At 36.3% G+C, this 22049-nt stretch carries 20 protein-coding genes; 14 read left to right on the forward strand and 6 right to left on the reverse strand.

The window, feature by feature from the left end:
- Window positions 1–227 precede the first annotated feature (227 nt).
- From GYY69_RS07185 to nrdB, 3 genes are all read left to right on the forward strand, one after another.
- Entirely contained in the window at window positions 228–1583 is a 1356-nt protein-coding gene (locus GYY69_RS07185; protein ID WP_174797051.1) for a hypothetical protein, read from the forward strand.
- Between the two features lie 734 nt (window positions 1584–2317).
- Window positions 2318–4603 (forward strand): class 1a ribonucleoside-diphosphate reductase subunit alpha, encoded by a 2286-nt coding sequence (gene nrdA, locus GYY69_RS07190; protein ID WP_174797052.1) that lies wholly within the window; start codon window positions 2318–2320, stop codon window positions 4601–4603.
- Between the two features lie 142 nt (window positions 4604–4745).
- A complete protein-coding gene (gene nrdB, locus GYY69_RS07195; RefSeq protein ID WP_174797097.1) occupies window positions 4746–5876 on the forward strand; it encodes a class Ia ribonucleoside-diphosphate reductase subunit beta in 1131 nt (376 codons plus the stop codon).
- 65 nt (window positions 5877–5941) lie between these two features.
- On the opposite strand, the gene GYY69_RS07200 is transcribed toward nrdB, so the two are convergent.
- From GYY69_RS07200 to GYY69_RS07215, 4 genes are all read right to left on the reverse strand, one after another.
- Window positions 5942–6106 (reverse strand): hypothetical protein, encoded by a 165-nt coding sequence (locus GYY69_RS07200; RefSeq protein WP_174797053.1) that lies wholly within the window; start codon window positions 6104–6106, stop codon window positions 5942–5944.
- A 190-nt stretch (window positions 6107–6296) separates the two neighbouring features.
- A complete protein-coding gene (gene mutH, locus GYY69_RS07205) occupies window positions 6297–6983 on the reverse strand; it encodes a DNA mismatch repair endonuclease MutH (protein ID WP_174797054.1) in 687 nt (228 codons plus the stop codon).
- A 78-nt stretch (window positions 6984–7061) separates the two neighbouring features.
- Window positions 7062–7610, reverse strand: a complete 549-nt coding sequence (locus tag GYY69_RS07210) for an NADPH-dependent FMN reductase (protein WP_174797055.1) — start codon at window positions 7608–7610, stop codon at window positions 7062–7064.
- A 71-nt stretch (window positions 7611–7681) separates the two neighbouring features.
- Window positions 7682–8218, reverse strand: coding sequence for a Dps family protein (locus tag GYY69_RS07215; protein WP_160430242.1), 537 nt, complete (start codon window positions 8216–8218; stop codon window positions 7682–7684).
- A gap of 271 nt (window positions 8219–8489) precedes the next feature.
- On the opposite strand from GYY69_RS07215, the gene srlA reads away from it, so the two are divergent.
- The 8 genes from srlA (at window position 8490) to GYY69_RS07255 (ending at window position 16963) form a co-directional block, all read left to right on the forward strand.
- Window positions 8490–9038, forward strand: a complete 549-nt coding sequence (gene srlA, locus GYY69_RS07220; protein ID WP_174797056.1) for a PTS glucitol/sorbitol transporter subunit IIC — start codon at window positions 8490–8492, stop codon at window positions 9036–9038.
- A 21-nt stretch (window positions 9039–9059) separates the two neighbouring features.
- Window positions 9060–10067, forward strand: a complete 1008-nt coding sequence (gene srlE, locus GYY69_RS07225) for a PTS glucitol/sorbitol transporter subunit IIB (RefSeq protein WP_174797057.1) — start codon at window positions 9060–9062, stop codon at window positions 10065–10067.
- A gap of 29 nt (window positions 10068–10096) precedes the next feature.
- Complete coding sequence (locus GYY69_RS07230) at window positions 10097–10465, forward strand: PTS glucitol/sorbitol transporter subunit IIA (protein WP_174797058.1); 369 nt, start codon at window positions 10097–10099, stop codon at window positions 10463–10465.
- Between the two features lie 11 nt (window positions 10466–10476).
- Window positions 10477–11256, forward strand: a complete 780-nt coding sequence (gene srlD / locus GYY69_RS07235; RefSeq protein WP_174797059.1) for a sorbitol-6-phosphate dehydrogenase — start codon at window positions 10477–10479, stop codon at window positions 11254–11256.
- 77 nt (window positions 11257–11333) lie between these two features.
- The gene (locus tag GYY69_RS07240) at window positions 11334–11702 is read left to right on the forward strand and encodes a transcriptional regulator GutM (protein WP_174797060.1); all 369 of its coding nucleotides are present in this window, start codon (window positions 11334–11336) and stop codon (window positions 11700–11702) included.
- 101 nt (window positions 11703–11803) lie between these two features.
- Entirely contained in the window at window positions 11804–12583 is a 780-nt protein-coding gene (gene srlR / locus GYY69_RS07245) for a glucitol operon DNA-binding transcriptional repressor SrlR (protein ID WP_065638531.1), read from the forward strand.
- Between the two features lie 567 nt (window positions 12584–13150).
- Window positions 13151–14767 (forward strand): hypothetical protein, encoded by a 1617-nt coding sequence (locus GYY69_RS07250; protein ID WP_174797061.1) that lies wholly within the window; start codon window positions 13151–13153, stop codon window positions 14765–14767.
- Between the two features lie 582 nt (window positions 14768–15349).
- Window positions 15350–16963 (forward strand): hypothetical protein, encoded by a 1614-nt coding sequence (locus tag GYY69_RS07255; RefSeq protein WP_174797062.1) that lies wholly within the window; start codon window positions 15350–15352, stop codon window positions 16961–16963.
- A gap of 107 nt (window positions 16964–17070) precedes the next feature.
- Here GYY69_RS07255 and serA read toward each other — a convergent pair whose 3' ends face one another.
- Together serA and rpiA are read right to left on the reverse strand one after the other, a co-directional pair.
- Window positions 17071–18312: a phosphoglycerate dehydrogenase gene (gene serA, locus GYY69_RS07260; protein ID WP_174797063.1), complete on the reverse strand. Its 1242-nt coding sequence runs from the start codon at window positions 18310–18312 to the stop codon at window positions 17071–17073.
- Between the two features lie 78 nt (window positions 18313–18390).
- Complete coding sequence (gene rpiA, locus GYY69_RS07265; protein WP_174797064.1) at window positions 18391–19047, reverse strand: ribose-5-phosphate isomerase RpiA; 657 nt, start codon at window positions 19045–19047, stop codon at window positions 18391–18393.
- Between the two features lie 208 nt (window positions 19048–19255).
- On the opposite strand from rpiA, the gene GYY69_RS07270 reads away from it, so the two are divergent.
- From GYY69_RS07270 to GYY69_RS07280, 3 genes are all read left to right on the forward strand, one after another.
- Entirely contained in the window at window positions 19256–20149 is an 894-nt protein-coding gene (locus GYY69_RS07270) for a LysR family transcriptional regulator ArgP (protein ID WP_174797065.1), read from the forward strand.
- 104 nt (window positions 20150–20253) lie between these two features.
- Window positions 20254–21327 carry a uroporphyrinogen decarboxylase gene (hemE, locus tag GYY69_RS07275; RefSeq protein WP_174797066.1) on the forward strand — a complete coding sequence of 358 codons (1074 nt, stop codon included), beginning with the start codon at window positions 20254–20256 and terminating at the stop codon, window positions 21325–21327.
- Window positions 21320–21913, forward strand: a complete 594-nt coding sequence (locus tag GYY69_RS07280) for a YjaG family protein (protein ID WP_174797067.1) — start codon at window positions 21320–21322, stop codon at window positions 21911–21913. Before hemE ends, GYY69_RS07280 begins: the two co-directional genes overlap by 8 nt.
- Window positions 21914–22049: the final 136 nt, after the last annotated feature.

The raw sequence follows: 22049 nt of genomic DNA on the forward strand, positions 1-22049 counted from the left end.
TAAAAGATCAACAGCCTTTACAGAGAACAAAGTTTTATTGATGAACGATTATGAAATGATAGTTTTCAGTTATTATTTGCACAATAATAAATCAGATAAAGCTATTTGCTTCTGTTTAAAAAAACACCTAATATATTCCAGTTTTTGTATGCTTATCAAACAAAACTAATCTAAATCAAAATGAATGTTTTTAAATAAATACAATTAATAATGGAAATAAAATAATAATGACGATAGTTAATAAATATTTTAAAACAGTCATATATACAATATACTTATTGCAATTTACAACAATCGGTTATGCAACTTTATCAGCAAAAACTGTCCATTCAATTAAAGGTACTAAACCTAAATTATCCCCAATACTTGAAGAGCATATTGATGATTTTGAGCTTTTTGGTTTAACAATTGATGATAAAAATTATTATGGTGAAGATGTGAAAAAAGCCTCTATTCCCATAAACTATCCATTTAAACAGAGAATTACAGTCGCGCCTTTAAAACAACCAAATGATGAACAATATTTAGATCTTGATGGTGATGAGCTACGCCTTCTTGCAACAAAAGAAAAAACAGATATGATTTGGTATTATACAAACTCATCAAACCAATTAGTCGAATTTAAACCAACAGAAATGGACACTTTTTGTTCATTAGGAAAGGAAGGGAAATCTGGTCCTTACAAAGTAAAAATATCTGCTGATTTAGCATTATTTTCAAAGTATGGTGATCCCAACGCTAATGAATATCCAAATGAAAAGATTATCACTCATCCATCTAAGATTTATACTTTATTAGAAGATTCCGGTTTTTGTTATGCGCAGCCTGAACTGTTACCGACAGAGGCAATAGGTAGCGAAAAAAATCACTGGGACAAAAATAATGGTTTTTTGGTTCAATCCAATATTGACCAAAGTAAAAACTTCCCGACAACGGCTTTTTATGGCGCTCAATTTAAGCTTTTATTAGCTAAAACAGGCGTTGCTAAAAATTATGATTGGGAGATTGTTAAAGGACGTGAACTTGTCACTATTTCAAGCAATGCCGATACAGTAACCGTTAAGTTTAATACCGCAGAAGCACTGGATACTGGCACAGCATGGCAGCATGTTATGGGATCAAATAATGGATATACAGTTATTATTCAAGGAAAAAATAAAATTACAGACAGAATTATTCAATACCCATTTACTATTACCAAATGGTTCAGCGGCTGGGATAAAAATTTAATAGGTCAATCAATGGCCAATAGGGGAAGTGCTGAACAAATAGTTGCAGGATGTGAAGAACTAGATGGTAATTATCGTGTAAGTTATGCCGATGAAGTAAGTAATGCTCCAATGGGTAACTCAGCAAGATACACTCGGGAAATAGGTACATTATTAGGCGAATGGGGCGATCCAAATCAAAAAGCTTACCCCGGTTCTTGGGCGGCTGGACCTAGACAGAATAATTCTTTTAGACGTATTTGGCTGTATGACACTGTTGAACAAAAATACTGTGATTTACACACTTACAATGCGGTATATCATTGCCGAGGAGAAACTGAACATAAAAATGGTGTCTGTACTGCTATTAAATAAAACTTTTAATTAAGTTTTTTCAAAAGATCTATATTAATAATATGTAGATCTTTATAATTCTACTAATTTTTATTTTATATTTTTGAATTATCTTCTTTTATTGATGCATAAAGCAATGCTCTCCTTGTTTGCACGAAAGCTAGAAACCTTGGAAATAAATAATCATAAAATATTAATTATCGTCTAAGCCAAACAAATCAAATCTTTAACCAGTAACAAGGAACGTTATAAAACCATCAGATTAACGTTAAAAAATCTTCTGAATATAAAACATTAAAACAGACAAGGTATGTACTTAACTGTTTACTGTTTACTGTTTACTGTTTAGGTTATATTTTTGTAAAAAATATTCAGGATTCTATACCGTTTCGTGAACCATTGGGAATTGCAGTCTCTATTTGTTAAAACGTTGGATAAGCATCAGTTAGGATTCAAAGGATAAAAATAAAAGTTTAAGCAATTTATTCTCTTTTATAATAGGGTTAACCGCATTGCACAATTATGGTGAAAACGCCTTATAAGTTTTTAGAGGGTTATTGTAATTACTAAGTATAAGCAACTCAGCATTTTCCTACAAATAAGGCTTGATTTTAGTTAATAAATTAATATTGCTGATTAATAAACACACTATATATAGTAATAAATTAATTAATAGGTACTATATATTGTATATTTTGATAATTATCAATTATTATAGCTAACAATAAATTTTACAATTTGAGTCGATAGGAAGAATGAATAAATCAATATTAGTAACAAAACGAGATGGAAAAAAAGAGCCAATCAACCTTGATAAAATCCATCGGGTTATTGCGTGGGCGGCTGAGGGTTTAGAAAATGTTTCCGTTTCTCAAGTTGAATTGCGTTCACATATTCAATTTTACGACGGTATTCGCACATCGGATATTCATGAAACAATTATCCGTGCGGCTGCCGACCTTATTTCACAAGAAGCTCCTGATTATCAATATTTAGCAGCGCGTTTGGCCATTTTTCATTTACGTAAAAAAGCCTATAACCAATTTACGCCTCCATCACTATACGAACATGTTAAAAAATTGGTCGACAGTGAACGTTACGATAAACATTTACTTGAAGATTATACCCAAGACGAGTTTGATCAAATGGACAAAATGATTGACCATTGGCGAGATATGTCGTTTTCATATGCTGCGGTCAAACAACTTGAAGGGAAGTATTTAGTACAAAATCGTGTTACTGGCGAGATTTATGAAAGCGCACAGTTTTTATATATTTTAGTCGCAGCTTGTTTATTTGCTAACTATCCTAAAGAAACACGCCTTAACTATATTAAACGTTTTTATGATGCTGTTTCTACCTTTAAAATTTCATTGCCAACTCCTATTATGGCCGGTGTTCGTACGCCTACTCGCCAATTTAGTTCTTGTGTATTAATTGAGTGTGATGATAGCTTAGATTCAATCAATGCAACAGCAAGTGCGATTGTAAAATATGTATCACAACGCGCTGGGATTGGCATCAATGCGGGGAAAATTCGTGCTTTAGGTAGCTCAATTCGTGATGGTGAAGCTTTCCATACTGGCTGTATTCCATTTTATAAATACTTCCAAACAGCTGTTAAATCTTGTTCGCAAGGTGGTGTTCGAGGTGGCGCTGCAACCGTTTTTTATCCTCTTTGGCATTTAGAAGTCGAAAGTTTATTAGTTTTACGCAACAACCGTGGGGTTGAAGAAAACCGTGTTCGTCATCTCGATTATGGGGTACAAATTAACAAATTAATGTATCAACGGTTAATCAAAAACGAAAATATTACCCTATTTAGCCCATCAGATGTACCCGGACTTTATGAGGCTTTTTTTGCTGATCAAGATAAGTTTGAAACGCTTTATCAGCAATATGAGCAAGATGTCAATATTCGCAAACGCGTGGTTAAAGCGGTTGAGCTTTTTGCATTATTGATGCAAGAACGCGCATCAACGGGGCGTATTTATATCCAAAATGTCGATCACTGTAACACCCACAGTCCATTTAATGCTCAATTGGCGCCTGTTCATCAATCTAATTTATGCATGGAAATTGCGCTACCTACCAAGCCACTTAATAATGTCAATGATGAAAACGGGGAAATTGCACTTTGTACGTTGTCGGCCTTTAACCTTGGCAAAATCGAATCATTAGATGATTTTGAAGAGCTTGCTGACTTAACTGTACGTGCACTTGATTCACTACTCGATTACCAAAATTACCCAGTTCCTGCAGCTCGAAACTCTTCAATCAATCGTCGCACATTAGGCGTTGGTATCATTAACTATGCTTATTATTTAGCAAAAAATGGCGTTAAATATTCTGATGGTAGTGCTAACAATTTAACGCATCGTACTTTTGAAGCCATGCAATATTACTTGCTAAAAGCCTCTAATAATCTTGCTAAAGAAAAGGGAGCATGCCCACTATTTAACGAAACAACCTATGCGCAAGGCATTTTACCAATCGATACTTACAAAAAAGATTTAGATACTATTACCAAAGAGCCTTTACATTATGATTGGGAATCATTACGAGAATCTATCAAAGCGTATGGGCTGCGTAATTCAACTTTATCGGCATTAATGCCATCAGAAACATCTTCACAAATATCCAATGCAACAAACGGCATAGAACCACCACGAGGGTTTATTAGTGTTAAAGCTTCGAAAGATGGTATCTTAAAGCAAGTTGTGCCAGATTATAATGGGCTAAAAAATTTCTATGAGCTACTTTGGCAAATTCCTAATAATACGGGGTATTTGCACTTAGTGGGAATTATGCAAAAATTTATTGACCAATCAATTTCGGCTAATACCAATTATGATCCGACTAAATTCCCAAATGATAAAGTCCCAATGAAACAGTTATTGGCTGATTTATTAACTGCTTATAAGTTTGGCGTAAAAACACTTTATTATCACAATACCCGCGATGGTGCTGAAGATATTCAGGGTGATATAGCACTGACTAAAAACGATGATGGTTGCGAAGGTGGCGCTTGTAAGATTTAGCCATTGTTAAAACAAAAAATAGCTACACGCTAACACTTAGTTTTTATGGGGGGCAAGTCATTCCCCCATTTAATTTACCTTTTACACTGTCGGAAGGTAGCGGTAAAAGCAACGATAAATTAGTAGGAGTTCTTTTATGAGTATGAATTACAGTACTTTCTCGCATGTGCATAATGATCAACTCAAAGAACCGATGTTTCTTGGACAATCGGTAAATGTTGCACGTTATGATCAGCAAAAATATGAGATGTTTGAAAAGTTAATTGAAAAACAGCTCTCGTTTTTCTGGCGACCAGAAGAAGTTGATATATCACAAGATCGTATTGATTATTCACACCTTCCTGAACACGAAAAGCATATTTTTATTAGTAATTTAAAATATCAAACATTACTCGATTCCATTCAAGGACGTAGTCCTAATGTTGCATTACTGCCGCTGATTTCAATTCCAGAACTTGAAACTTGGGTAGAAACCTGGTCGTTTTCAGAAACCATTCACTCACGTTCTTATACTCATATCATTCGCAATATTGTTAATGATCCATCGGTTGTGTTTGATGATATTGTCACCAATAAAGAAATTCAAAAACGCGCAGGTGATATTGCAGGTTATTACGATGACCTTATTAGCTATGCAAGTTACTATAATTTATTTGGTGAAGGCAAGCATAACATTAATAATCGCACTGTTTCCATTAATTTACGTGAGCTGAAAAAGAAACTTTATCTGTGCTTAATGAGTGTCAATGCGCTTGAAGCCATTCGCTTTTATGTCAGTTTTGCCTGCTCATTTGCCTTTGCTGAGCGTGAACTAATGGAAGGCAACGCAAAAATCATCAAACTGATTGCTCGTGATGAAGCTCTACATTTAACTGGCACACAGTTTATGATAAATACGCTGCGTAGTGGTGAAGATGATCCCGAAATGGCAGAAATTGCCAAAGAGTGCGAACAAGATTGTTATGATCTATTTTTACAAGCTGCCAATCAAGAAAAAGAGTGGGCCGAATACCTGTTTGAGGGTGGTTCAATGATTGGTTTAAATAAAGATATATTATGCCAATATGTTGAGTATATTACTAATATCCGCATGCAAGCAGTCGGGCTAAAATTACCATTTGAAGTCAAATCCAACCCAATCCCATGGATTAATAACTGGTTAGTGTCTGATAATGTACAAGTTGCACCGCAAGAAGCTGAAATGAGCTCATATTTAGTCGGACAAATTGATGCTGAAATTAATGAAGATGATTTAAGTGATTTTACATTATAATTTTATACTCAAACGCATACTTTCCTGAAACTTTTTAACAAAAGGAACAAATTATTGTTCCTTTTTTAATAAAGGATCAAAATGGTGTTTAAGTGATAAGCAACTGTTGCTTGATAGCAAAACTGAATGACGCCAAGATATTTATTATCTTTATTTTGTAAATAGCCCACCGTAAGTATAAAACACGACAAAGAAAATAATGCTGCGCGTTTTAGTGCCTTATATTTCATTGGTGTGATGCTATTGAAGCAAGTTTTCTGAAGATCACCGCATAAATATATGTCAGTCACCGCGCTCGGTGTTGAATAATCATCCGAATAATCTAGTTTGATAATAGTTAACACCACAACTTAAGCCAACAATAACGCCGCTGATGCAATATTAACAGATTAAATTATTTAAAGTTAATCTACTCATAGCTTATCTACCTTGGTCGGCACTACACATTGAAGCTTGCAAAATTTGCATCGTAAACGTTTTTTTTAAATAAAACCCGCGTGGACGCGTTAAAATAATTTGCCCATTTTCGCCCACTGCTTCGGTCAAAGATTGCCCATTGGCTGCTTTAGGTCTAATTTGTAAGTAAGTGCCATATCGAGCCGTAATTTTTTCAACATGCCCTAGCGCTATCATATCCATTAATTCTTCCCAGTCTTGTTTTAGCTGTTGTTCCTGTTCTTCTGTTGGTGTCCATAAAATAGGGTTTCCAACTTTGCGATGTGAAAGTGGAATGGTTCTTTCTCCCTCTATTGGGATCCAAAGCACTTTGGCAAGCTTGTATCTAACATGGCTTGTTTCCCAAATAACACCATGATTAGCCATTAATGGCGTGACACTGACAAAGGTCGTTTCTAGTGGTTTACCTTGCTTATCAACAGGAATCGTTTTTAGCTCTATACCTAGATTGGCAAAATCTTGCTCAGCTTTACTGCCAGCATTTGCACCTAAAAATGTTTCGATAAGGTTACCTACCCAACCTTTTTTTTTATTTAAGTTATCAGGTATCGTGATGTTTAAGTATTGTGCTATTTCACCAAAAGAATATCCTGCAACTAACTGTGCACGATTTAATAGCTCTTGCTCACTTTTTGGAGTAGATAATATCATTACAGAGGAATTAAACTGACTTACCAATAAATCAAACAGCCAAAAAAGCTTGGCTGCGAATAATAAAATTTATATCAATTAACTTAATTTTTCAACCCAAGTAGCATAAGTATTAATAAATAATGATAAAAATTCTTTGCTTTTTTCGGTAATATTGCCTTGTTCATCAAAGGCAGTACTTACACCACCAAAATAAGCTTCTGGTTGTTGTAATGTTGGCATATCAAGGAACACTAAAGATTGACGTAATTGATGATTTGCCCCAAATCCACCAATTGCACCTGGAGAAACCGAAATAATTGCAGCCGGTTTTTTTGACCAAATACTTTTACCATAAGGACGAGAGCCGACATCTATTGCATTTTTGATAACCGCTGGCAAGCCACGATTATATTCAGGTGTTACAAAAATTGCACCTTGACATTCTGCTAATTCTTGACGGAAACGAGTATAAGAGGCAGGCGGGGTATCAGTATCAATATCTTCATTATATAAAGGTAAATCGCCAATTTGGATAATTTGTAACGAAAGTGATGGTGGTGCAATTTTCTGAAAAACTTTTGCCACTTTTAAGTTATAAGAGTCTTTACGTAAACTCCCAACTAATACAGCAATTTTTTTACTCATCTTAAATCTCCACGTAGTTTTAATAAGAGGCATTGAATATGCCTCTTATTATTGTCATTAATAATTATTTATTAATGTCCTGATGAGTCGACTTTTCGGCCGGCTTCAAATAAGAACCATGCACGCTGCTCAGTTTGATCTATCCACTCTTCGATTAAGCTTGCAGTAGCAGTATCGTTATATTTATCACAGATATCATGGGCTACACGCATACGCTCTGTTAGTCTCACGTTATCTTGGCAAAGTTCAGCAAGCATATCTGATGGTTCAACAAAATCAGCATTATTATCAGAAATACTTTGTAATTTAGCGATATGACCAATTGAACGTAGTGTTGTGCCACCTAATTTACGGACACGTTCGGCAATTGGATCTGTCATTGCAAATAACTCATCACCATGATCATCTAACATTAAGTGGTAATCACGGAAGTGAGGACCGCTCACATGCCAGTGGAAGTTTTTGGTTTTTAAATATAAAGCAAATACATCTGCTAAAACAGAATTCATTGCTCCAGAAATATCTTTTGATGCCTGTTGACCTAAATCAGTTGGAAACAAAATCGCTGCTTGTTGTAGCTTTTTAGCAGAAGTCGTACTTTTAGCCATGATATATTCTCCTTTAAAGTGAATAATAAATACCCGTATTGACAAAATTACGCCAACTTAATGTTAATGTCCAATAAAAAAAGTTAATTTTTTACTATCATTGCTATTTCAGTAACCTATGATTCTTTTTTCATTTCTTTCTTGTTTTTATCTTTTTGAAATATTTTCTTTCAAATTAAAAGAAAATATTTCAAATTGTGATCTAATTAAAAGTTTTTTCTTTTCTTAGTTGATACCATTCGCTCGAAATCTAACGAAAATAGGAGGAAATATGATCGACGTTATTTCATTTGGTGCTGAATGGTTTATTGGTTTATTCCAAGAAGGAGGCAAAGTATTCGTAGGAATGGTAACGGGGATTTTACCGTTATTAATTTCACTGCTTGTTGTAATGAATGCGATTATTAAATTTATTGGACAAGAACGTATCGAGCGTTTAGCTCAAGCGTGTGCTGGCAATCCTATCTCTCGATATCTTTTATTACCATTAATAGGCACTTTTGTTTTTTGTAATCCAATGACATTAAGCTTAGGTCGTTTTATGCCAGAGTTTTACAAACCAAGTTATTACGCTGCATCTTCTTATAGTTGTCATTCAATGAATGGATTATTCCCCCATGTTAACCCTGGTGAATTATTTGTTTATTTAGGTATTGCTGCTGGTTTAACAAAATTAGGCCTGCCACTTGGACCACTTGCCGTGAGCTATTTTCTTGTTGGTTTAGTCACTAACTTTTTTAGAGGTTGGATTACTGACTTTTGCACCGCCATTTTTGAAAGAAAAATGGGGATTAAATTAGAAAGAAAAGTTCATTTATAAATAATCATAAGGAATATCAAAATGGTTAAATTTATTCGAATTGAAAAAGGTGAAGCAGGTTGGGGCGGTCCATTAGAGCTTCCTGTCATTGACGGTAAAAAAATTGTTTATATCGCCGCAGGAACAAAACCAGCCATAGTTGATACATTAACCGAATTAACGGGGTGGGAGGCAATTGATGGCTTTAAAGAAGGTGAGCCACCTAAAGATGAAATTGGTGTTGCTGTGATTGACTGTGGTGGCACGTTACGTTGCGGTATCTACCCTAAAAATCGTATTCCAACTATTAATATTCACGCAACCGGTAAATCTGGTCCACTTGCTCAATATATCGTTGAGGATATCTACGTTTCAGCGGTAAAGCCCCACAATATCACGTTGATAGAAAAAGAAGGTGATTTAGTAAGGGAAACATCATCAGAAGTCAAAGCATCACCAATACATAATTCATCATCTGAATTTAAAGAATATGACAGTAGTAAAAAGATCACTGAACAAAGCGATGGATTATTAGCAAAAATTGGTATTGGTATGGGATCTGGCGTTGCCGTTTTCTTCCAAGCTGGTCGTGACACTATTGATACTGTGCTTAAAACTATACTTCCTTTTATGGCGTTTGTCTCTGCAATTATTGGAATCATTATTGCATCAGGTTTGGGTAACTTTATCGCTCATGGTTTAGTTCCGCTAGCGAATAACCCAATTGGGCTTATCATTTTAGCCTTGATTTGTTCTTTCCCATTACTTTCACCATTTTTAGGACCTGGTGCGGTTATTGCGCAAGTTATTGGTACGTTAGTTGGGGTGCAAATTGGTCTTGGTAATATTCCTCCTCATTTAGCATTGCCTGCATTGTTTGCAATTAATGCGCAAGCTGCATGTGACTTTATTCCTGTTGGTTTATCACTTGCTGAAGCGAAACAAGACACGGTACGTGTCGGCGTTCCCTCCGTGCTTGTTGGCCGCTTTTTAACTGGTGCTCCGACAGTATTAACGGCATGGGTTGTTTCGTTATTTATATATCACTAACCATTTCAAATAGTTAAGAGGGTTAAATGATGTCAAAAACTATTTATCAATCAAAAATTAACCATATTGGAGAGTTTGCCCAAGAAGCTTTAGCCGATGGCATGCTAATCCTATTTAAGGATGGCGCGCCATCAGACTTAGCGGATTATTGTTTTGTTCATAGCCATGATGATTTTCAACTAGAACTACAAGTAGGACAAGCATTTCAATTAGGTAATCAAAGTTATCTCATCACTTCGGTTGGTGAAGTTGCTAATGATAATTTTCGTGAATTAGGGCACATCACATTAAAGTTTGATGGTAACCATGAGGCTGAGCTACCTGGAAACGTTCACCTAGATGGGCAGTGCCCAAATCAGCTTTCTATTGGTGATGAAATTAAAATTTTAAATCGATGAGGAATATAAAAATGAAACAAGTCGCAGTCATTATAGGTGGGGGACAAACCCTAGGAGAATTTTTATGTAATGGTATCGCTGATGCCGGATATCATGTTGTTGTTGCTGATTTGAATATGGACAATGCAAATAAAGTCGCTGACGCAATTAATCAAAAGCATGGTGCGGGCACTGCAAAAGGGTTTGGTGTTGACGCTACAAACGAAGAAAGTGTGCTGCAATTAGCGCAAGATGTTGATGATGTGTTTAAACGTGTTGATTTAATGGTGTATAGCGCAGGCGTTGCAAAAGCAGCACCTATTACCCATTTTGCATTGAATGATTTTCAGTTATCTGTTAATGTTAACCTCACTGGTTATTTTTTATGTGCACGTGAATTTGCCAAATTAATGATCAAATGCAATACGCAAGGTCGAATTATTCAAATTAATTCAAAATCAGGTAAAGTGGGCAGTAAACATAATTCAGGATACAGTGCCGCCAAATTTGGGGGGGTCGGATTAACACAATCTTTAGCCCTAGATCTTGCTGATCATGGTATTACCGTTAACTCGTTGATGCTGGGTAATTTGCTTAAATCACCCATGTTCCAATCATTATTACCTCAATATGCAAAGAAACTAGGTATCCCAGAAAGTCAAGTTGAACAAGTCTATATTGATAAAGTGCCACTCAAACGCGGTTGCGATTACCAAGATGTACTAAATGTATTGTTATTTTATGCAAGTGATAAAGCCTCTTATTGTACTGGGCAATCAATCAACATTACTGGTGGACAAGTGATGTTTTAGATAACACATAGGATGCGAAAATTTTGTAAAAAATTTTCGCGCTTTTAATCTCACTAAACTTAACATGGAGTCCCAATATGAATATGACCACCTCTTTGATTGTTATCTCACTTATTGCTTGGTGTATTCAAATCATATTTAGTTGGCTTCAGATCCGTCGTTTTAATCAAGCTTTTTTAGCGATGAAAAAAGGAGCTTATTTAGGGGTTGGCCGTGGCAAAACAAAGCGATTTAGACCAAGGGTATTAATTGCTATTTCATTAGATGAACACCAAATTGTTATCGATTCAGTATTAATGAAAGGCATCACTGTGTTTGCTTTACCAAAACCCATTGATCAATTACATGGTTTATCTATCACTGATATCATACCTGCAAATATTTTCCCTAATGATCCTGTTAGTCAAAGTGCCTTGACTGTAGCGTTAACCGCAAATAAAAAATAATTAACTTTTATTTTGAAAAATATTCCCTTTTATTGTGAAATAATATATTTTAAAGTGATTTTATGTATGATGCGTGTCGATAATGGTAATGGGATTTAATTGTGAAAGTGAAGCAACGACAAACAGCGATTCTGGAATATCTACAAAAAAATGGGCAAATCAGTGTAGAAGAGTTGGCCGAGCATTTTAAAACAACAGGGACAACCATTCGTAAAGATCTCACCCAACTGCATGAAAGTGGTTTAGTTTTGCGTACATACGGCGGAGCAATGCTAAATCGAGAGGTTGGCGATAGAGCCATAGATCATAAAACTTATATTAACACGGCACAAAAAAAAGCCATAGCAGAAGAAGCCGCTAAACTAATTCATGAGGGCGACTCAATTATTTTTGATGCAGGAAGCACGGTTGCGCAAATGATCCCCATGTTAGCAAGGTTTAATAATTTAACGATTATGACCAATAGTTTGCATATGGTCAATGAGCTGGTTGCTAATGATAATGATCAAACGATTATTTTAACGGGCGGAACGTTTCGTCGAAAATCGGCCTCCTTCCATAGTAATAACGCTTTAGCCATCGCGGCATTTGAATCTTATACTTTCGATAAGCTGTTTATGGGCGCTGATGGGGTGGATTTGATCGGTGGCGTGACAACTTTTAACGAAAGTTATCATGGCAGTGTAGCTATGAGCAAAGCTGCTGCTAAGTTAATTTTATTAGTTGACTCCTCAAAATTTGGTCGCCGTAGCCCCAATGTTGTTTGTGATTTAAGTGCTGTCGATACGATCATTACTGATGATAATTTAGATAATAAATATTATGATGCACTGACCCAAAAAGGCATTAAAGTTATTAAAGTAAAGACCAACGAAACATAAATAAAGTCGATTTTTTCATAGAAATTTAACTATTTTTGAGGTTGGTTAAGAATTTAATCTGCATAATAATTATATTTTTATCTTTAGGAAAGCACTAGGTTGTTTACACTTTATCATTAAATAACCCACTTAAAACTCATAAGGTGTTTTTACTTAAATTGCTTAACTTTTTGTTTTTTTGATTTTTTAAGCTTCGAATATTTGCTGGTTATGCTATACCGCCATTAAAGTGCGTTTCACATTTTCTGCAATCCTGTTTATTTAAGAGAAGATAGGTTTCGTAAATTTTGACTTATACGATAGTTATCACATTTAACTTTCATCTTAATAAATCTTAACAAAACGTGTTTTTTTGCTTTCAAGCAATGTTAATTTTTGTTTATAATTTACTTTGCTCCTTTCGTGATGTAGTGCCCTTTGTATATTTCAGGTGTTTATAGCATGATTTTTACAAGACTATTCATAAAAAAGGTGAGTAAACTATCAAAATTTATCTGGCAAATTAATTTGATTACATAAAAATAAATTAAGCTGAATAAGGCTTATATATGGAAATGGATAATAGTAATGATGGAACGAAAAGTCACATCTTTTGAACAATTAACAAAACGAACATCAACAGCATTATTGGGCTTAATGGTCTCAACAAAAGCTATTGCGCTATCGGCAACGACCACTAACATTATACAGGGGAGTGCACCTTATTTAAGTATGGATGGTGGCGTAACCAAGGCAATGAGTGACGAAGGTTTGCTCGGTATAAAATTCCCGGATGGCAGCTTGTATATTGCTCCGGGTGCAAATACTGATTTATATCCTAATGCAAAGATAGATAATTCAAGCTTTAACACTCCCATAACATTACCCAGCGAAGCCAAAACCTTTGCTGATATTCAAACATTAGTGCCATTAGTGGGTAATAGTCATTATCCTCGAATTGAACTGAATAATTTAATTGCTGAACCCTATAATTATTGGGGAGATACCGATGGTGATGGAAATGCCAGCGCGACAGGTAGCCTAACAGTTGCATGGAAAAACGCCGATAATAAAGATATTACAGCCGAAATTAAAGCCAACCCGAATAAATTATTAACAGCTTGTGATGTGCCTTATCAACTGACCATTACGGCAACTAAGGGTAGCTTATCAACCGAGTATGGCGTGCCACAAACCAGCACTTTTAATGATATCAGCCACACTTATTATCTTGGAGCTAAGACAGACAAACCAGCAGCCTGTTATGCGTATCCTAATAGCCGATATGACGGTCGATTTGACAAAAGAATGGATGGTCCTAATTGGGTGGCATTTGCAGGATTTAAAGTGAATGATGTCGATAAGCTCAGTGATAACTTCCCGACAACAGGAGCAGATAATTTACATTTTTTCTTATTATTATCAGGCATAACGGCAGAACAGATTATTGCTGCAAATGGCGCAACTGTTAGTGCGGAGAGTGGTCATGGTGTCACCTTATCGCTTTCTGCCGACGAGGTAAATTGGAGTGGAACGTCGTTGAGTGATGAGGATAGCGCGCGCTGGAATGCGAGACCGATAGAGCTTAGAAGCGGTCTAAAGATAAAGCTAAAAGGGCCAACGCTCGATTCAAAAGATAAACGTTTTTCGCCTTCGGTATTTAAGCTTTACGCAGATAGTAGCCATACCAAATTACTTTATAGCTTTAAGATAGAGCGTTGGTATATAAATAATCCTCCTACTATGAAAGAAAATGGGAATGTAGACTATAACCCGATGACATATGAGCAAGCCATACAGTTTTGTCAAGGGTTAGGTAGTCATTATCGTCTCCCCGATATTAACGATTACACTAATAACAATGATTCGTGGCTCGGTTGGACTGGTGGTCTACCAGAGTTGGGTGATTTTTTCGGATATCAACGACGCTTAAGTTTTAAGCGTGGCAACCGTTGGATAGGGGGATTATTTAATGAATGGGGGCGTATGGCTAGTTGGTATCCATTTGATGATGAGGAGACAGTTCTACAAGCTGGAGAGTATGCTGTTTCTTGGGAGCTAAGTGGTAGCGGTTCGGATGGATTTTGGACGGCTACTCTGACAAATATGCCTAATAAGCATTTTACCGTTTACGCACTCGATGGTGGTATTTGGTATTATGATGATTCTGGACGCAATGTACAAGCAGCATGTGTCAGTCCTTAAAGGTGATGATGTGTTAGATTAGCGATTATGTTAATTCTGCCTCCAGTTATTAAAACAGTGATGATTAGCCACTTATCAAAAGATAGGTGGCATTGAGTGAAGGTCAATTAAAATAGCAATCTTGCGCGAATGGTGGCAGCTACATTCTTTTCTATATCTTTTATCTATCAAGCAATTCCTCGGGTTTATTTGAAAATACCTTTATACATATGGGAATTATTTGCTTTATTGTTTGTCTTTTAATTCTCCATGCAGTTTAGGGAAAATTGCAGTATTGGGTTCTTTGGTATTTTTAAAAGCAGCTAGCTTAACTTTCATCTTAATAAACTCTAATAAACGTTAATAAATCTTAATAAAACATGTTTTTTTGCTTTCAAGCAATGTTAATTTTTGTTTATAATTTACTTTGCTCCTTTCGTGATGTAGTGCCCTTTGTATATTTCAGGTGTTTATAGCATGATTTTTACAAGACTATTCATAAAAAAGGTGAGTAAACTATCAAAATTTATCTGGCAAATTAATTTGATTACATAAAAATAAATTAAGCTGAATAAGGCTTATATATGGAAATGGATAATAGTAATGATGGAACGAAAAGTCACATCTTTTGAACAATTAACAAAACGAACATCAACAGCATTATTGGGCTTAATGGTCTCAACAAAAGCTATTGCGCTATCGGCAACGACCACTAACATTATACAGGGGAGTGCACCTTATTTAAGTATGGATGGTGGCGTAACCAAGGCAATGAGTGACGAAGGTTTGCTCGGTATAAAATTCCCGGATGGCAGCTTGTATATTGCTCCGGGTGCAAATACTGATTTATATCCTAATGCAAAGATAGATAATTCAAGCTTTAACACTCCCATAACATTACCCAGCGAAGCCAAAACCTTTGCTGATATTCAAACATTAGTGCCATTAGTGGGTAATAGTCATTATCCTCGAATTGAACTGAATAATTTAATTGCTGAACCCTATAATTATTGGGGAGATACCGATGGTGATGGAAATGCCAGCGCGACAGGTAGCCTGACAGTTGCATGGAAAAACGCCGATAATAAAGATATTACAGCCGAAATTAAAGCCAACCCGAATAAATTATTAACGGCTTGTGATGTGCCTTATCAACTGACCATTACGGCAACTAAGGGTAATTTATCAACCGAGTATGGCGTGCCACAAACCAGCACTTTTAATGATATCAGCCACACTTATTATCTTGGAGCTAAGACAGACAAACCAGCAGCCTGTTATGCCTCCCCTAATATTCTATATTCGGGGGGAATTCGACATGACGACCGTATGAATGGTCCTAATTGGGTGTCATTTGTGGGATTTAAAGTGAATGATGCCGATAAGCCCAGTGATAACTTCCCGACAACAGGAGCAGATAATTTACACTTTTTCTTAATATTATCGGGCATAACGGCAGAACAGATTATTGCCGCAAATGGTGCTACCGTTAGTGCGGAGAGTGGTCATGGCGTCACCTTGTCCCTTTCTGCTGACAAGGTAAATTGGGAGCCGAGATGGGCGGGAGCAGATGAAGAACGCTGGAATGCAAGACCGATAGATGTTAGAAGCGGTCTAAAGATAAAGCTAAAAGGGCCAACGCTCGATTCAAAAGATAAACGTTTTTCGCCTTCGGTATTTAAGCTTTACGCAGATAGTAGCCATACTAAATTACTTTATAGCTTTAAGATAGAGCGTTGGTACATAAATAATCCAATCATTCTAAAAAATGGGCATTTGGAATATAACCCGATGACATATGAGCAAGCCATACAGTTTTGTCAAGGGTTAGGTAGTCATTATCGTCTCCCCGATGTTAATGATTACACTAATAGCAATGATCCGGGGATCGGTTGGACTGGTGGTCTACCAGAGTTGGGTGATTTTTACGCATATCAACGGCGCTTAAGTTTTAAGCGTGGCAACCGTTGGATAGGGGGATTATTTAATGAATGGGGGCGTATGGCTAGTTCATATCCATGGAGCAATGAAGAGGATACCCTACAAGAAGGAGATTATGCTGTTTCTTGGGAGATAAGTGGTAGCGGTTCGGATGGATTTTGGACGGCTTCCCTGCGCGAGCCTAATCAACATTTTACCATTGGCCCAATCTATGGTGGTATATGGTATTATGATGATTCAGGGAGCAATGTACAAGCAGCATGTGTCAGTCCTTAAAGGTGATGATGTGTTAGATTAGCGATTATGTTAATTCTGCCACCTGTCATTAAAACAGTGATGATTAGCCACCTATCAAAAGATAGGTGGCATTGAGTGAATGTCAATTAAAATAGTAATCTTGCGCGAATGGTACCAGACACTTTTTTTAATCTATCAAGCAATTCTTCGGCTTTATTTGCATTTACTCTATCGATATCAATAACAACATAACCAATTTTTGCGTCGGTTTGTAAATATTGTGCTGAAATATTAAGCCCTTGTTCTGCAAATAAAGTATTGATAGCGGTTAGTACACCAGGCTGATTATGGTGAATATTAATAAAGCGACTTGAACCTTTGGCTGGAATAGGTAACGAGGCTTCAGGGAAGTTAACCGCCGAAAGAGTTGCGCCAGTATCTGAATATTTTGCAAGTTTTGTGGCAACTTCAATTCCTATGTTTTCTTGCGCCTCGCTAGTTGAGCCGCCAATATGCGGTGTAATAATCACGTTATCAAATTGACATAATGGTGATTCAAACGGATCATTGTTACTGGCTGGTTCTGTTGGAAAGACATCAATAGCCGCGCCACTGAGTTTGTTGGCTTTGAGGGCTTGAGTTAATGCATCAAGATCAATCACTTTACCGCGCGAAGCATTAATTAAAATTGCGTCTTGCTTCATTGCATCAATTTCGTTGTTACTTATCATTTTGATCGTGGTTGCATTTTCGGGGACATGCATTGAAACAATATCGCTTGTCGCCAGTAATTCTTTCATTGATGAAACTTGCTTAGCATTACCTAACGGTAATTTGGTTTCAATATCGTAAAAATAAACATTCATGCCTAGTGATTCAGCTAAAATGCTTAATTGACTACCAATATGTCCATAACCAATAATACCTAAATTTTTACCTCGTGCTTCGTGCGAACCCGTGGCAATTTTGTTCCATTTGCCTTGGTGCGCTTTAGCATTCGCTTCGGGCACGCGGCGCAATAATAAAATCGCTTCAGCTAGCACCAGTTCTGCAACAGATCGTGTATTAGAAAATGGTGCATTAAACACTGGGATACCTTTCACTGTGGCAGCATCCAAATCAACTTGATTTGTACCAATACAAAAGCAGCCAATTCCTGCAAGTTTTGGAGCTGCATCAATAATATCTTTGGTTAAATGTGTTCTGGAACGAATACCAATAAAGCGAACATCTTGCAGGGCTTGTTTCAGTTCTGCTGGTGATAATGCACTTTTATGATATTCAATATTGGTAAAACCAGCTGATTTTAATATTTCAATGGCACTAGGATGAACGCCTTCAAGTAATAAAAACTTGTTTTCATCTTTGGTTAAAGCCTGAATAGCCATTATTTCCTCTCTTTCTTTCCGTATACAAATTGGTATTTACTGTGGTATACCGTTATAAATTTGCTCTAATATATGATTTTACCTAAGCTCTTTCACACCCGTGCTACATCCGACAAGCGCAATATCAGCCCCTTTATTGGCAAATAATCCCACCGTTACCACACCCGCAATATTATTGATTCGATTTTCTAATTCTATGGGATTGGCGATGATAAGATCATGGACATCTAAAATCACATTACCATTATCCGTGACTACGCCTTGACGATAGATGGGTTTACCACCTAGTTTAAATAGTTCGCGAGCAACATAAGAACGCGCCATCGGGATCACTTCAATAGGTAATGGAAACTTACCTAACACATCAACAACTTTTGATTCATCAACAATACAAATAAATTGTTTGGCAATGGCTGAAACAATTTTTTCACGTGTTAAGGCCGCACCACCGCCTTTAATCATTTGTAAATGATGATTGATTTCATCGGCACCATCGACATAAACATCTAAACTATCGACCTCATTACAATCAAGAACTGGAATCCCATAGCTTTTTAATTTTTGTGTGGATGCTTCTGAGCTTGAAACTGTGCCTTTGATCTGATCTTTTATTGTGGCTAATGCATCAATAAAATGCGCTGCCGTTGAACCTGTTCCTACGCCGACATAAGCATCAGGTTTGATAAATTTTAATGCTGACCAGCCTACAGCCTTTTTTAATTCGTCTTGTGTCATGGTATCACCCTATTTTGAGGATAATTTTTCTTAAAAAAATAAAATTTTGAAAGCAAAATGATTGAAGATATGGCATAGTACCCAATTGGAAAGTAAAAATCATTAGGATTTTAAGAAAATATATCAACTTTTGATATGTTGAAAACTTATTGCGATATTAAAGTAGTTTGAATATTCAAACAATGATCAAATCATTAGTGTAGAGATTATGAAGCGTCCAGATTATAGAGCATTACAAGCATTAGATGCAGTGATAAAAGAACGAGGATTTGAACGGGCAGCAGATAAACTGTGTATTACACAACCTGCGGTATCGCAACGCATTAAGCAGTTAGAAAGTTTTTTTGGTCAGCAATTGTTGGTTAGAACTATTCCCCCCAAAGCCACTAAGCAAGGTGAGCATCTTTTAGGATTATTGCACCAAGTTGAGTTATTAGAACAACAATGGTTGGGTGATAATGAACAAAACTCAACGCCATTGTCATTATCTGTTGCAATCAACGCCGATTCTTTAGCGACTTGGCTATTACCTGCGTTAAAACCCGTTTTAGATAAAAATATCTTACGTTTTGATATACAGGTAAAAGACGAAGAACATACCTTAGAACTGCTCCGTTTAGGTACAGTGGTTGCGGCAATTAGTATTCAAGCTAATCCTTTACCTGGTTGTTTATCTGATGTGTTAGGCGCGTTAGATTATATTTTTGTGGCTTCGCCTGATTTTGCAAAAAAGTACTTCCCACATGGTGTGAATCGCTCATCTTTACTAAAAGCGCCTGCTGTTGCGTTTGACCATTTAGATGATATGCATCAGGCTTTTTTGCAAGAAAATTTTAATCTTACCCCAGGTAGTGTGATTTGCCATATTACCAGTTCATCCGAGGCTTTTGTGCAATTAGCTAAACAAGGTTCAGCTTGTTGTATGCTGCCAAAGTTACAGGTTGAACAAGAGTTAAAAAACGGTGAGTTGGTTAATTTAACAGAAGGGTTATATCAAAGGCGTATGCTATATTGGCATCGTTTTGCGCCAGAAAGTAGCGTAATGCAAACTATTTCTGAAACTTTAATTGATTATGCCCAAAATACATTATCACAGCCTTAAGCTTTGGAGCACAAATAATAGATAATTAGATGGTTTTATACTAAAACGCATACTTTCCTGAAACTTTTTGACAAACTAACATCTTTACTTAAAGAGCTGAGGATATGAGCCAATTAAAAAATGACCGTTATTTACGTGCTTTGCAATGTTTGCCTGTAGATTACACGCCGATTTGGATGATGCGCCAGGCGGGGCGCTATTTGCCAGAGTATCGTCAGTTAAGAGCCCACGCGGGTGATTTTATGACGATGTGCCAAACGCCAGAATTAGCTTGCGAAGTCACTTTACAGCCATTACAGCGATTTGATCTTGATGCTGCTATTATCTTTTCTGATATTTTAACTATTCCTGATGCTATGGGACTTGGCTTATATTTTGAGTCGGGCGAAGGTCCAAAATTTGCAAAGTCGATATCTTGTCTGTCTGATATTAAACAGTTACCCATCCCTGATCCTGAGCAATCACTTAAATATGTGATGGATGCGATTCGATTAACGAAAAAAGAACTCAATGGTAAAGTTCCATTAATAGGCTTTTCAGGGAGTCCATGGACACTAGCAACCTATATGATTGAAGGGGGCAGTAGCAAAGCATTTACTAAAATCAAAAAAATGCTCTATAGTGAGCCCAAAGCACTGCATTTGCTACTTGAAAAGCTCGCCAATAGTATTGCGTTATATTTAAATGCGCAAATCCAAGCTGGAGCGCAATCTATTATGATTTTTGATACATGGGGTGGCGCATTGAGCCATCAAAGTTATCAAACATTTTCACTTGACTATATGCAATTAATCTTGTCGCAATTAAAGCAAGGTAAAAAAAGTGAAGTTATAACCTCGTATATCCCTGTCACTTTATTTACTAAAGGGGGAGGATTATGGCTGGATAATATAATCAACACTGGCTGTGATGCTGTGGGGGTGGATTGGACGGTGAATTTAAGCCAGATCACCCAAAAAGGGCAAGTTGCGGTGCAAGGTAATTTAGATCCTTCTGTTTTGTATGCAGAAAAACAAACAATTGAATCCAATGTAGAAGCCGTTCTTAGTGAATTTGGCCATCACAATGGACATATTTTTAATTTAGGGCATGGTATTCACCAAGATATCCCCATAGAACATGTACAGCAACTAATTGAAGCAGTACATCGGCAGTCAAAAAGGTTTCATCATGATTAAAAATCCTGTTCAATTAAGAGTAGAAAAGTTACCACAATGGCAACAACGTTTATTTATGGTTTGCCTGTGCGAACGAATGTATCCCAATTTTGTTTTTTATTGCCAACAACAGCAAAATGACGATGATGCAAAAAGTTACAAAAAAATACTAGATTTAGTTTGGGAATCATTATTAGTTGAAGATGTAAAAATCAATTTTGATTTACAGCTTGAAAAATTAGAAGCGATAATTCCGATTGTCACTGAAGATAGCCCTTATATGATTTATCCAGCTATCGATGCTTGTCAGGCGCTTGGTGAAGTTTTACACTCTTATTTGAGTGGTGAAATGGGCGAGCATACCGCTAAAGTAAGTAGCATATCGGCAACCACCGTTGCTGAATTTGAAATGACCAAAACCAATGTTAATCTTTCACAAGATGCGCAACAAACTTTACCTAGTGTGATTGATGAATTTGATTTACAGTGGGAAATATTAAGATTATTACGTGATGAAAATAATGAAATGATTGCGCTCATAAAAGGCTTAAAAGACGAAATTCGAGCCTCCAGAGTAAGTAATATTGGCGTTTTTTTAAGCGATTAAACGGTTTGAAGTGTAATTTTTTTATTTTTTATTAAATTTTTCTTTAATATTAGACGAATATAGACTACATTTAACCACAATGTAATCTAAACACTATTTACAGTAGCGAAGCTGAATTTTAGCTTCGTTTATAATG

The sequence above is a fragment of the Gilliamella sp. ESL0250 genome (genome assembly GCF_013345045.1).
In the GTDB taxonomy this organism is placed as follows: domain Bacteria; phylum Pseudomonadota; class Gammaproteobacteria; order Enterobacterales; family Orbaceae; genus Gilliamella; species Gilliamella apicola_H.

Coding starts and splice junctions, on each gene's coding strand:
- GYY69_RS07215 (WP_160430242.1), bottom strand. CDS start 8,218: ATGGCTAAAAGTACGACTTCTGCTAAAAAGCTACAACAAGCAGCGATT.
- nrdA (WP_174797052.1), top strand. CDS start 2,318: ATGAATAAATCAATATTAGTAACAAAACGAGATGGAAAAAAAGAGCCA.
- GYY69_RS07255 (WP_174797062.1), top strand. CDS start 15,350: ATGATGGAACGAAAAGTCACATCTTTTGAACAATTAACAAAACGAACA.
- GYY69_RS07230 (WP_174797058.1), top strand. CDS start 10,097: ATGTCAAAAACTATTTATCAATCAAAAATTAACCATATTGGAGAGTTT.
- serA (WP_174797063.1), bottom strand. CDS start 18,312: ATGGCTATTCAGGCTTTAACCAAAGATGAAAACAAGTTTTTATTACTT.
- srlE (WP_174797057.1), top strand. CDS start 9,060: ATGGTTAAATTTATTCGAATTGAAAAAGGTGAAGCAGGTTGGGGCGGT.
- GYY69_RS07210 (WP_174797055.1), bottom strand. CDS start 7,610: ATGAGTAAAAAAATTGCTGTATTAGTTGGGAGTTTACGTAAAGACTCT.
- GYY69_RS07250 (WP_174797061.1), top strand. CDS start 13,151: ATGATGGAACGAAAAGTCACATCTTTTGAACAATTAACAAAACGAACA.
- srlA (WP_174797056.1), top strand. CDS start 8,490: ATGATCGACGTTATTTCATTTGGTGCTGAATGGTTTATTGGTTTATTC.
- hemE (WP_174797066.1), top strand. CDS start 20,254: ATGAGCCAATTAAAAAATGACCGTTATTTACGTGCTTTGCAATGTTTG.
- GYY69_RS07200 (WP_174797053.1), bottom strand. CDS start 6,106: ATGAAATATAAGGCACTAAAACGCGCAGCATTATTTTCTTTGTCGTGT.
- GYY69_RS07185 (WP_174797051.1), top strand. CDS start 228: ATGACGATAGTTAATAAATATTTTAAAACAGTCATATATACAATATAC.
- GYY69_RS07240 (WP_174797060.1), top strand. CDS start 11,334: ATGAATATGACCACCTCTTTGATTGTTATCTCACTTATTGCTTGGTGT.
- GYY69_RS07270 (WP_174797065.1), top strand. CDS start 19,256: ATGAAGCGTCCAGATTATAGAGCATTACAAGCATTAGATGCAGTGATA.
- srlD (WP_174797059.1), top strand. CDS start 10,477: ATGAAACAAGTCGCAGTCATTATAGGTGGGGGACAAACCCTAGGAGAA.
- GYY69_RS07280 (WP_174797067.1), top strand. CDS start 21,320: ATGATTAAAAATCCTGTTCAATTAAGAGTAGAAAAGTTACCACAATGG.
- mutH (WP_174797054.1), bottom strand. CDS start 6,983: ATGATATTATCTACTCCAAAAAGTGAGCAAGAGCTATTAAATCGTGCA.
- nrdB (WP_174797097.1), top strand. CDS start 4,746: ATGAATTACAGTACTTTCTCGCATGTGCATAATGATCAACTCAAAGAA.
- rpiA (WP_174797064.1), bottom strand. CDS start 19,047: ATGACACAAGACGAATTAAAAAAGGCTGTAGGCTGGTCAGCATTAAAA.